At 64.0% G+C, this 11919-nt stretch carries 12 protein-coding genes; 5 read left to right on the top strand and 7 right to left on the bottom strand.

Translation table 11 applies throughout. The features are described from left to right. The first annotated feature begins 1265 nt into the window (after positions 1-1265). Both K5R33_RS14940 and K5R33_RS14935 read left to right on the top strand, forming a co-directional pair. The gene (locus tag K5R33_RS14940; protein WP_220749857.1) at positions 1266-1583 is read left to right on the top strand and encodes an ArsR/SmtB family transcription factor; all 318 of its coding nucleotides are present in this window, start codon (positions 1266-1268) and stop codon (positions 1581-1583) included. Between the two features lie 29 nt (positions 1584-1612). Next, on the top strand, positions 1613-2650 hold the full coding sequence (locus K5R33_RS14935) for a permease (protein WP_220749856.1): 1038 nt from the start codon (positions 1613-1615) through the stop codon (positions 2648-2650). Between the two features lie 68 nt (positions 2651-2718). Here the strand turns inward: K5R33_RS14935 and infC are convergent, their stop codons facing one another. Next, a complete protein-coding gene (gene infC / locus K5R33_RS14930; RefSeq protein ID WP_444542930.1) occupies positions 2719-3396 on the bottom strand; it encodes a translation initiation factor IF-3 in 678 nt (225 codons plus the stop codon). Positions 3397-3454: 58 nt separating this feature from the next. Here infC and K5R33_RS14925 point away from each other — a divergent pair, with 58 nt between their 5' ends. Both K5R33_RS14925 and K5R33_RS14920 read left to right on the top strand, forming a co-directional pair. Continuing rightward, on the top strand, positions 3455-4855 hold the full coding sequence (locus K5R33_RS14925; protein WP_220749855.1) for a hypothetical protein: 1401 nt from the start codon (positions 3455-3457) through the stop codon (positions 4853-4855). A 105-nt stretch (positions 4856-4960) separates the two neighbouring features. Further along, positions 4961-5650 (top strand): RraA family protein, encoded by a 690-nt coding sequence (locus tag K5R33_RS14920; RefSeq protein ID WP_220749854.1) that lies wholly within the window; start codon positions 4961-4963, stop codon positions 5648-5650. A 51-nt stretch (positions 5651-5701) separates the two neighbouring features. Here K5R33_RS14920 and K5R33_RS14915 read toward each other — a convergent pair whose 3' ends face one another. The 6 genes from K5R33_RS14915 to cysG form a co-directional block, all read right to left on the bottom strand. Further along, a complete protein-coding gene (locus K5R33_RS14915; RefSeq protein ID WP_220749876.1) occupies positions 5702-6565 on the bottom strand; it encodes a ferredoxin--NADP reductase in 864 nt (287 codons plus the stop codon). Between the two features lie 143 nt (positions 6566-6708). After that, positions 6709-7128 (bottom strand): DUF934 domain-containing protein, encoded by a 420-nt coding sequence (locus tag K5R33_RS14910; RefSeq protein WP_220749853.1) that lies wholly within the window; start codon positions 7126-7128, stop codon positions 6709-6711. 124 nt (positions 7129-7252) lie between these two features. Then, a complete protein-coding gene (locus tag K5R33_RS14905; RefSeq protein ID WP_220749852.1) occupies positions 7253-7993 on the bottom strand; it encodes a phosphoadenylyl-sulfate reductase in 741 nt (246 codons plus the stop codon). Next, positions 7983-9635 carry a nitrite/sulfite reductase gene (locus K5R33_RS14900; protein ID WP_220749851.1) on the bottom strand — a complete coding sequence of 551 codons (1653 nt, stop codon included), beginning with the start codon at positions 9633-9635 and terminating at the stop codon, positions 7983-7985. The genes K5R33_RS14905 and K5R33_RS14900 overlap by 11 nt, the downstream gene beginning before the upstream one ends. Continuing rightward, positions 9635-9940: a DUF2849 domain-containing protein gene (locus tag K5R33_RS14895; protein ID WP_220749850.1), complete on the bottom strand. Its 306-nt coding sequence runs from the start codon at positions 9938-9940 to the stop codon at positions 9635-9637. Before K5R33_RS14895 ends, K5R33_RS14900 begins: the two co-directional genes overlap by 1 nt. Further along, positions 9937-11319 carry a siroheme synthase CysG gene (cysG, locus tag K5R33_RS14890; RefSeq protein ID WP_220749849.1) on the bottom strand — a complete coding sequence of 461 codons (1383 nt, stop codon included), beginning with the start codon at positions 11317-11319 and terminating at the stop codon, positions 9937-9939. The genes K5R33_RS14895 and cysG overlap by 4 nt, the downstream gene beginning before the upstream one ends. A gap of 120 nt (positions 11320-11439) precedes the next feature. On the opposite strand from cysG, the gene K5R33_RS14885 reads away from it, so the two are divergent. Further along, entirely contained in the window at positions 11440-11919 is a 480-nt protein-coding gene (locus K5R33_RS14885; protein ID WP_220749848.1) for an Lrp/AsnC family transcriptional regulator, read from the top strand.

Here is an 11919-nt window from a genome sequence, read left to right as displayed (position 1 = left end):
AGCACACCGACGCCCCAAGGTCCCGAACGCACAGGCCCAAACGGCACCACAGAACACCAGGGCCCAACAGCAGCTTCCGATTAAGGACCGCCGCGCCGAGACGAGGCACGATGTTCCCAAGCCGCAAAAGCCCAAAGCCACACGATGCGCCTCCCGGACCTCAGGACCTCAGACGACATCCCACAACCAACGCAGGCAACAAGAACGCGCCCACAAACTCACCACCGCTCCCCGACCAACCGCCGCCCTAAGCCCCCACAACGACCGAATAAAGTCCGCAACGCCCTCAAACCCAAAAGAACACTAAACAACATCCACCAGCCGCAAACAGGATCGCGAACGACAAATACATTAAAAACCAAACAAAACGGGCATCGCGCCATACCCTGTCATCCGCGGATCTACCTACGGAAAGCGAGACATTGTGGCAGCTTTCCTCTCGCAAACCTCGATAGAAATGGAGAAAAGCCCCGCCATCCCACGCCTCAAACACTGAAGAACCGCAGGGCAAACAAGCACACTGCGAGCCACTCTGCGCACTGACCTGTTCAGAACACCCATCGCGAGCGGCATGGGCAGCACGAGCGCAAAGGAAAGCCGCGCGATTTAACGAAATGGGGTGAGGATGCGCGGCGGGTTGCCGCTCGTCGGGGCTATTTCACTTACCGATCTCAGGGTGAGAGCTGTCACCTAACACGCCCAGCCGCCAACCGGGGTCCAGAGAAGACCAAGCTCCAGCATCTTCAACGGAAGACATCGAGAGGTCTAATCGTGGTAAAAGGTGTTCAAACCAGCCGGTTGCGATGGGTGTCGGGGCAACGAGCTGCTCGCGCTTCTGAAACTGAGGCCTGTTCTCAAGGATGTCACGGAAAACGCGAGCCGAAGGCGGAGGCGCTGGTGCGACCAACGAAAGTCGCCGCATGCCGGATGGGCGCTGTGGTTTGTACATTCTGATGTTCCGGAAATGCCGTCTCGGACCGTGGAGGGGCCACAGCGTTGATGTTCATATCGGGTCCGCTTTTGCCGGTGGCCTCGCCGCTCAAGGATCGCGCTTGAAAACAATACAATAGCACGGTCTCTCGAACCGACGGAGCCTTTGCCGCGGCGTTCAATAGCTCCGTCGATCAGGACACCCCAGAAAGCAGCCTTTCTAAAGCAGGGCGTTCCCCCAGAAGCGGGAAACGCCGCTACCTGTCCGAACCCGCCAAACAATGCCGTTCTAAAAAAGATTCGACACAACCAGAAATATAGTTATATCGGATCCTATGACACAAACACTCGACAGCGCCGCCGACGCCTTGGCCGCCTTGGGCCATACCGTACGGCTTTCGATTTTTCGCCTGCTGGTGAGGGCAGGGCACGATGGTTTGCGCGTTGGCGATATCGCCGAGCACATGGCTCTGGCGCCTTCAACCCTAGCACATCATCTGAGGGCATTGGTTCAGGCGGGCCTCGTCCGTCAGACCCGTCGTGGGCGCGAGGTCTGGTGCGTCGTCGATTTCGACGCGACCCAGACGCTGTTGGGGTTTTTGACCGACGAATGCTGTACCGGAGTCGCGCTCGTGGCTGCCGATACCGCTTAACCGCTTTTCTTGTGCCGCCGGAGGGTTCCATGGCTGACACGTCCTTGACTCAACATCGATCATCAGTCGCCGTTCTGTGGCGAGTGCATCGCGTTTGGGTGGTCTCCGCTGCCCTTTTGGTAGGGGTGACGCTGGTGTCGCCAGCGCAGGGCGCGGCGTCGCTGCAGTTCACACTGACGGCCATTCTACAGACGGCGCCCTTCTTACTGATGTCCATTGCGATTGCAGCCTACGCCGCCGCAACTGGGGCCGATAACCTTATCGCAAAGGCGTTTTCGGGCGCGCCGGTGGTCATGGTTGTGATCGCGTCGCTGGTCGGCGCACTGTCACCTTTCTGTTCCTGCGGGGTTATTCCCCTGATCGCGGCGCTTTTGGTGATGGGGGTCCCGCTGAGCGCGGTGATGGCGTTCTGGCTGGCGTCCCCTGTGATGGACCCGTCCATGTTTGCCCTGACCGCTGGCGTCCTTGGGGTCGAATTCGCCATCGCAAAGACGGTTGCTGCGGTTGGGCTCGGCCTCCTTGGAGGATATGTCACGCTGTTTCTGATGCGGGCGGGCGCGCTGACCAATCCGCTGCGCCCCGGGATTGGGAACGGTGGGTGCGGTGGGGCGTCGGTGCGTGCGCCAAAGCCCGTCGTATGGCGCTTTTGGACCGATGCCGACCGCCGCACGCGGTTTGGGCGCGAAGCGCTATCGACCACCTTGTTCTTGGGGAAATGGCTGACCCTCGCCTTCATTCTCGAAAGCCTCATGCTCGCCTATGTGCCGGCTGAGACGGTGACGCGTCTGCTCGGGGGCGACGGCGTGCTCACGGTGGTGGTGGCCGCTTTGGTCGGTGTGCCTGCCTATTTGAACGGCTACGCGGCCTTGCCCCTTGTTGGCGGCCTTATGGATCAAGGGATGGCCGCCGGGGCCGGACTGGCATTCCTGGTGGCGGGGGGCGTCAGTTCACTGCCTGCGGCAATCGCCGTTTGGGCTCTGGCGCGTCCTCCGGTCTTTGTCCTGTACCTGGGGCTGGCGTTGGGTGGCTCGGTCCTTGCGGGGCTTCTCTTCGGTGCGGTGGCCTAACACCACCCACATAAACGACGAAGGGCACCCTCGGGGGTGCCCTTTGCAACTAGCGGTCCTGACCGGTGTCAGCGTCCCGAAGGACCAATCATCATCACCATCTGCCGACCTTCCATCTTGGGGAAGTTCTCGACCTTACCGACTTCTTCGGTGTCTTTGGCGACTCGCTCCAGCAGTTCGCGGCACAGGTTTTGGTGCGCCATCTCCCGTCCACGGAAGCGTAGGGTGACCTTCACCTTGTCGCCGTTCTCTAGAAACTTGAAGACGTTGCGCATTTTGACATCGTAGTCATGCGTGTCCGTGTTGGGGCGAAACTTCACCTCCTTCACCTCGATGGTCTTCTGCTTCTTGCGCGCTTCCGCTTCTTTCTTCTGCTGTTCGTACTTGAACTTGCCGAAGTCCATGATCTTGCACACGGGCGGGTTGGCGTTCGGGCTGATCTCGACCAGGTCGAGACCCGCGTCTTCGGCCATGGCGCGGGCGCGCGCGGGGCTCACGACGCCGACGTTTTCGCCTTCGGCACCGATAAGGCGTATTTCAACGGCACGGATGCGGTCATTGATCCGGGGGCCGGTTTCCCGTTGCGGAGGGGCATTGTGGGGTCTGCGGGCGATGATCGTGGTCCTTTTAATAATCGCGATGAGGGGTGCAAAGTAGCGATTCTGGGCCCAATCTTCAAGCACGGAACGGTGGCGAAGGGACGCCACGGGAACCAGACAGGGCGCTTTGCCGTTGAAGGTCCACATGTCCTAGGCCACATACAGCTTGGACCGAATACCTATCCCCGTTTGAGGAGACACGCACATGTCCCGCAATTTGATCGTCGGCTTGGCCGTTCTGATCGTCGCAGCCCTGGCCTGGATTGCCATCGACCGTTTGTCGCAGGAGCCTGCCATCGCAGAGGACGCCGTGACCCCGCCAGAGGTCGAGGAGGCCGCGGAGGCTGTCGAAGACGCGGCTGATGCGGGTGCGACAGATGTTGAGGCCGCTGCCGAGGACGCCGCTGCTGCCTCCGAAGAGGCGGCGGAAGACGCCGCGGAGGCCACCGAAACGGCCGCAGACGCTGTTTCTGACGCAGTGGACGACGCGGCAGCCGCCGTTGAAGAGGCAACGGACTCCCTGAGTGAAGCCGTGGACAACGCGGTGAGCGAAGCCTTAAACGCGGCGGATGAATCCACCGAAGAGGCCGCCGCCGCCACGGAAGACGCCGTTGAGGCTACGGAGGAAGCTGCGGCCGAGGCCGTCACGGCTGCGGAAGATGCCGTAAGTGACGCTGCCGAGGGCGCTGCCGCCGCAACGGATGAGGCTGTCGAGGCCGCAGAAGACATCGCGACCGAAGCTGCAACCGCCGCAGAAGACGCCGTGACCGAGGCCACCGAAGATGCCGCCGCTGCAACGGATGCGGCCACCACCGCTGCCGAAGACGCTGCAGCCGATGCCGTTGAGGCCACCGAGGAAGCTGTTGAAACCACCGAAGAGGCAACGACCGAAGCTGCAACCGCCGCAGAAGACGCCGTCACCGAGACCGTTCAGGACGGTGTCGGCGCAACCGAAGAGGCCGCCACGGATGCCGTTGAGGCCGTAGAAGGTGCTGTAGATGATACAGCAGCTGTCACCGAAGAAGCTGCGACCGAAGCGACAGAGGAAGCGGCACCCGTAACGGAAGACGCGGCGACTGCTGCCGAGGAAGCGCCCACCGCAGTTGAGGAGGCCGCCGAGGCCGCCACCGAAGGCACCGAAGGCGCGGATCGTGTTGCCATCGAGGGCGACGCCCCCGCCGCTGCAGAGGCCGAGGCGCCCGCAGAGGCTGCCGTTGCCCCGTCGGAGGAGACTTCGGCACCGGAGGCCGCCACCGAAGAATCGACCGAAGAGACAACGCTTGGCGAACCCGTTGCCCCGTCGGACGCTGTTGTGCAGGAGGTCGTTCCCGCCACCGAGGCCGGTGTGGATCAAGGTGTGGACGCCACGACGGACACGGTCACCACCGAAGCCGCCGATGGGGGAGAGGCCGCGCCCGCCGGTCTGTCCACTCTGCTGACGGAATCGACCTTTGACGCAGATGCGATCCTGGCGATCGTTGACGACTCGGACCTGAATGTTTTGGCCAAGACCGCTTTGCGGACAGCCATTGAGCAGGCCCGCGACAACCCGGAGTTCGTCGATGCTGCCATCCTGGCGTTGAAGGGCCAATTCGGTCTGGAGTAACCCCATCACACCCTTCGAAGGGCCGCGCCGGGCGTACCGGGGCGGCCCTTTTTTGTTGCGCCTATCCATGTCTCGCCCCAGATTTTGGGGCGACTGGGGGGTGCTATGATCGAAGAACCGAAACGACTTAGGATCGCGCGCGACCTCAGACGCCCGACCGAGGCTCAGATCACGGCGCTCTCGGGGATGCCCACTGGGTTCGTCCTGGATGCTATGTTGGGCGCAGGCGCTATGGCCGCCGCGATCAAGCCCCTACCGGGACTGCCCCAGGCCGTCTGCGGACCAGCGCTTACGGCAGGCAATCAGCCGGGGGACCTTTTGGCGACCCTGGCAGCCATCCATTTCGCCCGTCCTGGTGATGTCGTCGTGGCCGAGGCCCAGGGCCACCAAGGTTGCGCCGCAGCCGGGGACCGCGTCATGGGGATGCTCAAGAACCGGGGTGCCGCTGGCTACGTCACCGACGGTCCCATGCGCGATTTGGCTGGCTTACAGCAGGTCGGACTGCCCGTTTGGTGCACCGGTCTGACGCCCGGATCGCCGGTCGCGCGCGGACCCGGCACCCTGGGCCTGCCGGTTCTTGTGGGGGGACAGCGGGTCGAGACGGGCGACGTCATCGTCGCGGACAGCGATGGCGTGGTCGTCGTGCCCTTCGCAAATCTTGATGCCGTGATCGCCACTGTGGCGCGCGTTGCCGAGGCGGAACACGCGCTGGATGCCGAGGTGGCCGATGGATTGGCCGAAATCGGCTTCATTTCCCACATGCTCGACAACGGAGAGGATGTGGAGTGGGTGTAGTGACCCAGCCCGGCCCCATCGGGATGGATCCCAATGGGGCGCCGCTTTGGGTCAGCCCACGAAAGCTTTCTCGACCACGTAGTGCTTTGGCTCCGAATTGGCGCCTTCTTCGAGGCCGAAGCCTTCCAGGATCTCTTTGATGTCGGTATTCAACCCCATGGAGCCACAGACCATGGCGCGATCCGTTTCGGCGGAAATCCCGTCGATGCCGAGGTCCTTGAACACAGTCCCATCCTGCAACAGCGTGGTGATGCGGCCCATCTTGGGGCTCTCTTCGCGGGTGGTGGTCGGGTAGTAGACCAGCTTGGCCAGACCGTCCTCGCCGAGCAGTTCCTGCATCATCTCATCGGTGCGGATCGTCTCGATCAACTGCTTGCCGTACTCCAACTCCGCAACATCGCGGCAGGTGTGGGTGATGATGACCTGATCGTAGTCCTCATAGGTCTGCGGATCCCGCAGCAGCGAGGCGAAGGGGGCGAACCCTGTTCCGGTCGCGAAGAACCACAGCCGCTTGCCTGGCAAAAGTGCATCATGGACCAGCGTGCCCACGGGCTTGGGGCGCAGGATGATCTGGTCGCCGGGCTGGATGTGCTGCAACTTGGATGTTAGCGGGCCGTCTTGCACCTTGATGGAATAGAACTCCAACTCCTCGTCCCAGGAGGGGGAGGCGATGGAATAGGCACGCAGCAGCGGCTTTTGCTTGCCGGTCTTGGGGTTCACATCGCCCATCAAGCCGATCATCACGAATTCGCCCGACCGAAAGCGCAGCGAGGCGGGCCGGGTCACACGGAACGAAAACAGCCGATCCGTCCAATGGGTCACGGCAGTCACGGTCTGGGCATCGGGCAGCACCGGCTGGGCGGTGGCGTTCACGGGGGCAGCGGTCTGTTCGGTCACGGGGCTTTGCTCGGTCATATCCATCATGGGCGCTGGATGCGCCCCCTCATATCTCTAGTCATTGATCTGGGTCAGGGGAAGGTGACACATCATGCGACCTTCGGACCTGACAGGGGTGGGGCGCCCAGACGGGGCGGTGCCTGCCGTGCTATGCTGCGCCTTTAGCCGGCGCGGCGGCGGCCCAAGCGCGATTGGTAGTCGTGGGCTTTCCAATCGGCACGGGCGCGCCACTGATCCTCGGGCTGACGGGCGGCGAGGGCGTCGTCAATCTCCACCTCGTCGAACCCGGCACGCCGGGCCATGGCGTATTGGTCGGCGATCACGTGGCCCTGGGCGCGCAGGCGACCGGTGTAGCCCGCCTGACGCAACTGCCGCGCGATGGTAAAGCCGCGCCCATCTGCAAAGCTGGGGAAGGCCACGCGGATTGCAGAGGTCTCGTCCAGGCGCGCCAGGACCGGCGTCAAGTCGGCGTCGGAGGCCACGTCGATGGCCAGCGGGCCATTGGCGGGCAGGTCATCCGACGGCGCGAAGCCGTGGTTCAGGTCATCCGGCCCAAAGCCAGTGTCGGTCACGATGGGCATCCATCTACTCCTCTGCGGTCCACGGCGCGGGGGCCGGGTCGGTCTGCGTCCTCGGGCACGACCCGAGGACCTCTGGCCGGGGGATCCTCGGGTCGCGCCCGAGGATGACACCCCGCGATGTCTTCTACGATTTCACAGCATTGGCGGGCCAAATGCGCGCGCCGTCGAAATGAATGCCGCACTCCGTCTTCTCGCTGGCCCGCCAGCGACCGGCGCGGGGGTCTTCGCCCGGCAGGGTCGACGTTGTGCAGGGCGCGCAGCCGATGGACGAGAACCCTTTCGCCACAAGCGGGTGACGGGGCAGATCATGGGCATCCATGTAAGCGGACAGGTCTGTACCGGTCCAAGCGGCCAGCGGGTTCACTTTAAGGTGGTTACCGTCGACCTCGAACATCTTGAGGTCCGCACGGTCCCCCCCATGGATGCGCTTGCGTCCGGTGATCCAGCCATCAAATCCCTGTAGGGCCAGCTCCAGCGGCTTCACCTTGCGGATCGCGCAGCAGGTGTCCGTGTCTGTCTGGTGCAGCACACCTTCCGCATCATGCAGGAAGGTGTCGGCAGGATCGGGCTGAATGACGCGCACATCCGTCAGCCCCAAGGCCTCGGCCACCTCTTGCTGGTAAGCCAGCGTTTCGGCGAACAGCATACCGGTTTCCAGGAACAGCACTGGGGTATCGGGACTCACCTGGGCCACGAGGTGGAGCAGAACCACCGAGTCGGCGCCAAAGGACGACACCATGGCGATCTCGCCCAGGGCGGCGTTACGCAAAGCGGTCTCTACGATGCGCGCGGCGGGCGCCTCGGCCAGATCGGCGTTCAGCTGCGCCGCGCGGGCGGTCAGTAGGGCGTGGGCGTCAAGCGGCATTGGCGGCCTCCTGGGGATAAAGCGCGGCCTTGAAGGGGGCGGCGCCAAGGCGACGGTAAGCGGCGAGGAAGGTCTCGGAAGCATCAGCGCGATGCTCCAGATAGGCCAGGATCAGACGTTCGATGGCCGGAACCACTTGGTCATAAGCAAAGCCCGGACCAGCGCGCTCCCCGATAGAGGCCGTCTCGGACCCGTCCCCGCCCAGGGTGATCTGGTAGTTTTCGACGCCCGCACGGTCCAAGCCCAGGATCCCGATGTGGCCTACGTGGTGGTGACCACAGGCATTGATGCAGCCCGAGATCTTGATCTTGAGCGCGCCGATGTCGTGCTCGATCCCCATCTCGTCGATGCGCTTGGCGATCTGCTGGGCGACCGGGATCGACCGGGCCGTGGCCAGGGCGCAGTAGTCCATGCCAGGGCAGGCAATGATATCGCTGGCCAGGCCCACATTCGCCGTACCCAAGCCTGCGTTGCGCAGGGCGGCATAGACGGCGGGCAGGTCGGCGCGGCGCACATGGGGCAGGATGACGTTCTGCTCATGGCTTATGCGCAATTCGCCATAGGCGTGCTTGTCGGCGATGTCGGCCATCAGGCGCATCTGTTGGGCGGTGGCATCGCCGGGCGTCTCGCCATGGGTCTTGATCGAGATCGTGACGATGGCGTGGTCGTCCCGCTTATGCGCCGTGGTGTTGGTGTCGATCCAAGCCTGCAGAGCCGGGTCCACCAGCGGCGGCAACGACGATGACGGCCGGAAGGCCGGAAGAGTGAACTGCGCGCGGATGTCTTCCAGCATCTGTTGGTCGATTCCGTCGAACAGGGGGCGTAGCTCGGCGAAACGCGCCTCTATCCGGTCGCGCATCTCGTCCAGGCCGTTCTCGTGCACGGTGATCTTGATGCGCGCCTTGTACTTGTTATCGCGGCGACCCAGGCGGTTGTAGACGCTGACGATGGCCTCGCAATAGGGCAGCAGATCCTCGACCGGTAGGAAGTCTCGCACGGTTTTGCCGATCATAGGCGTCCGGCCCAGACCACCGCCGATGATGACCTCGAACCCGACCTTGCCGTCGACGATCTTTGCCACCAGCCCGATGTCATGGGCGCGGACCACGGCGCGATCGTTCGGCGACCCGGTCACGGCGATCTTGAACTTGCGGGGCAGGAATTGGAATTCCGGGTGGTCGGTGGACCACTGGCGCAGCAGCTCGGCATAGGGACGGGGGTCCAGCACCTCGTCCGCGGCGGCACCGGCGAAGTGGTCGGCGGTCACATTGCGGATCGTGTTGCCGGAGGTCTGGATCGCGTGCAGCCCAACGGTGCCCAGATGGTCCAGCATATCGGGGATGTCCGACAGTTTGGGCCAGTTGTACTGGATGTTCTGCCGCGTGGTGAAATGGCCGTAGCCTTTGTCCCACCGCTCGGCCAGATCGGCCAGCACGCGCATCTGATCGGCGCTCAGCGTCCCATAGGGGATCGCCACGCGCAGCATATAGGCATGCAGCTGCAGGTAGACGCCGTTCATCAGGCGCAGGGGCTTGAATTCATCCTCGGTCAGGCTGCCGTCCAGACGGCGCTCGACCTGGGCGCGGAACTGCGCGTTGCGGGTCGCCAGGAAGGCGGTGTCGAAGTCGTTGTATTGATACATCACGCCACCTCGTGGGCTTTGCCGTGGGGATAATTGGTCGGGCCGGAGGCACGGAACGCCTCGCGGAAATGACTGGGCTGGGGGCCATCGGGGCCAAGGGTCACATCGGCCAGGTAGACACCGACCACGACCTCGGTCTGACGGGCGGCATCCAGCAGACGGGCTTCGGCCACGGCCTCGTCCTCGAAGACCTCGGCCTGGGACAGATGCGGCACCCAGGCGTCGGCGGCGGAGAGGTAGACCACGTCGCCTTCCACCAGCAGATTGGCGGTGACGACCTTGGGGGTGAAGGGACGACGGCTCATAGCGCGATCTCCGATTGGGCGAGCGTTGCGGCGGCGGCGCGGGGCGCCAGGCCGTGAAGAAGGAGGGCGGGGCCGGACACACCGTCCAGCGCCTCGGGCAAGGTGGCGAGCGTGGCGTCGATGGTGCGCTGGTCGGCACGCGAGGCGTTCTCGACGACAGTGACGGGCGTTGCGGGCGCGGCCCCATGCATCAACAGGCGCCCCTGCATCCAGCGTGCGGCGCGCTTGCCCATATAGATCGCGGCGACCTCGCCCGGTTGGGCCAACGCGCGCCAGTCTTGGTCGGCGAAGCCTTTCATGTCGTGACCGGTCAGAAACCGGACGGAGCCGTTGCGTCCCCGCTTCGTTAGGCTTTGCCCGATGGACGCGACAGCGGCGCTGGCGGCGGTGATGCCGGGGACGATGGACCAAGCCAGGCCCGCGGCCTCCAGCGCCTCGATTTCTTCGTCCAGGCGCCCGAACACCGTCGGGTCACCAGCTTTGAGGCGCACCACATGGGTCCCTTGCAAACCGTGTTCGACCATCAGGGCGTTGATGTCGCCCTGGGCCGTCGAAGGACCGAAGCCTTCTTTGCCCGCATCGATGATCGTCGCTTCGCGGCGGGCCAGTTCCAGGATCTCGGGCGCGACCAGCCTGTCGTGGATCACCACGTCTGCGGCATCCAGGGCTTTGCGTGCTTTCAGGGTCAACAGCTCCGGGTCGCCGGGCCCTGCTCCCACCAGATCCACATGACCGGGGCGCGCGTCGGCAGACAGGTGATCGGCCAGCAGATCTTCCAGCGCGGGGCGGATCGCCTCGTCGCCCTGTTCCGCGGCGCGGGGGCCCGCGTCTTCGTAGTAGGCGGCCCAGAACCGGCGGCGGGCGGCGCCCATGGGCAGGGCCTCCGCCGCGCGGCGGAACGTCTTTGCAATCCGGGCGAGGAGGCCCAGTTGCGCGGGCAGGCGCGCCTCCAGATCGGCTTTGATCTTGCGGGCGAGGACCGGGGCGGCCCCCTCGGTTCCGATGGCGACCGTGACGGGGTCGCGGTCCACGATGGCGGGCGTGATGAATTGCGAGGCCAACAGGTTGTCGACCACATTGACCAGAGCGCCATCGGCGGCAGACAGCCGGACGGTCCGCGCGTCTAGCGCTTCGTCTTCATGGGCCGCGTAGGCCAGCACGCAGCACAGCGCGTCGCCCGGCTCCTGCGCGCGTCGGATCACGGTCACACGGCCTTCGCGCGCCCAACCTTCGATCACTGGATCGATCTGCGGTGCCACAACCGTGATATGGGCCGTGGTCTTCAGCAACAGGCGCAGCTTGGCGACAGCCGCCTCGCCACCGCCCGCAACCAAAACGCGGCGGCCCTCTAGGGCGACGAAGATGGGGAAGTGGTTCATGGCGAAGCGTCCCTGTTTCTGACCCACAATATAGAACATTGTTCTCGTATTTGGGGAGTGGACGGCGCATAACAGGAACGTATGAGTGATTTATCGCATCGAATAGGAATGTTGGTCTAAATGCAGGATGAAAACCGGACACCGGCCCGCTTAGACGACTTGGACAGGAAAATCCTCCGGGCGTTGCAAACGGATGCAGGTCAGAGCCTGGAAGAAATCGCCCGTCAGGTGGGGTCTTCCAAGACGCCGGTGTGGAATCGCATCCGCAAGATGCGCGAGGCCGGTGTCATAGGAGCCTCGACCGTGGTGCTCGACCCCCAGGCCCTTGGTTTAGAGGCGTGTTTCTTCGTTCTGATCCGCACGTCAGAGCATGAGGCTGACTGGCAGCGGCGTTTCCTGGCAACTCTGCGGGCTCGGCCCGAGGTTCAGGAGGCCCACCGCCTGGCAGGGGACATCGACTATATCCTGAAGGTCCGCGTGGCCAATGCCCGGGCTTATGACGTGTTCTATCAGGCGCTGATTTCGGAGGTGCGCGTGTTCAACGTCACGGCCCTTCTCTCCATGGAGGAGCTGAAATCGGAGACCGCGTTGCCGGTATAG

Source organism: Jannaschia pagri (genome assembly GCF_019655435.1).
GTDB lineage: Bacteria > Pseudomonadota > Alphaproteobacteria > Rhodobacterales > Rhodobacteraceae > Jannaschia > Jannaschia pagri.
Note: the sequence above shows the minus strand (reverse complement) of the source record. Positions and strands in the feature narration are given on the sequence as shown.

Excerpts from the sequence above, each read along its gene's own strand:
- infC (WP_444542930.1), bottom strand. The coding sequence starts at position 3,396 with ATGTGGACCTTCAACGGCAAAGCGCCCTGTCTGGTTCCCGTGGCGTCC.
- K5R33_RS14935 (WP_220749856.1), top strand. The coding sequence starts at position 1,613 with ATGGCTGACACGTCCTTGACTCAACATCGATCATCAGTCGCCGTTCTG.
- cysG (WP_220749849.1), bottom strand. The coding sequence starts at position 11,319 with ATGAACCACTTCCCCATCTTCGTCGCCCTAGAGGGCCGCCGCGTTTTG.
- K5R33_RS14900 (WP_220749851.1), bottom strand. The coding sequence starts at position 9,635 with ATGTATCAATACAACGACTTCGACACCGCCTTCCTGGCGACCCGCAAC.
- K5R33_RS14885 (WP_220749848.1), top strand. The coding sequence starts at position 11,440 with ATGCAGGATGAAAACCGGACACCGGCCCGCTTAGACGACTTGGACAGG.
- K5R33_RS14925 (WP_220749855.1), top strand. The coding sequence starts at position 3,455 with ATGTCCCGCAATTTGATCGTCGGCTTGGCCGTTCTGATCGTCGCAGCC.
- K5R33_RS14895 (WP_220749850.1), bottom strand. The coding sequence starts at position 9,940 with ATGAGCCGTCGTCCCTTCACCCCCAAGGTCGTCACCGCCAATCTGCTG.
- K5R33_RS14915 (WP_220749876.1), bottom strand. The coding sequence starts at position 6,565 with ATGACCGAGCAAAGCCCCGTGACCGAACAGACCGCTGCCCCCGTGAAC.
- K5R33_RS14920 (WP_220749854.1), top strand. The coding sequence starts at position 4,961 with ATGATCGAAGAACCGAAACGACTTAGGATCGCGCGCGACCTCAGACGC.
- K5R33_RS14910 (WP_220749853.1), bottom strand. The coding sequence starts at position 7,128 with ATGCCCATCGTGACCGACACTGGCTTTGGGCCGGATGACCTGAACCAC.
- K5R33_RS14940 (WP_220749857.1), top strand. The coding sequence starts at position 1,266 with ATGACACAAACACTCGACAGCGCCGCCGACGCCTTGGCCGCCTTGGGC.
- K5R33_RS14905 (WP_220749852.1), bottom strand. The coding sequence starts at position 7,993 with ATGCCGCTTGACGCCCACGCCCTACTGACCGCCCGCGCGGCGCAGCTG.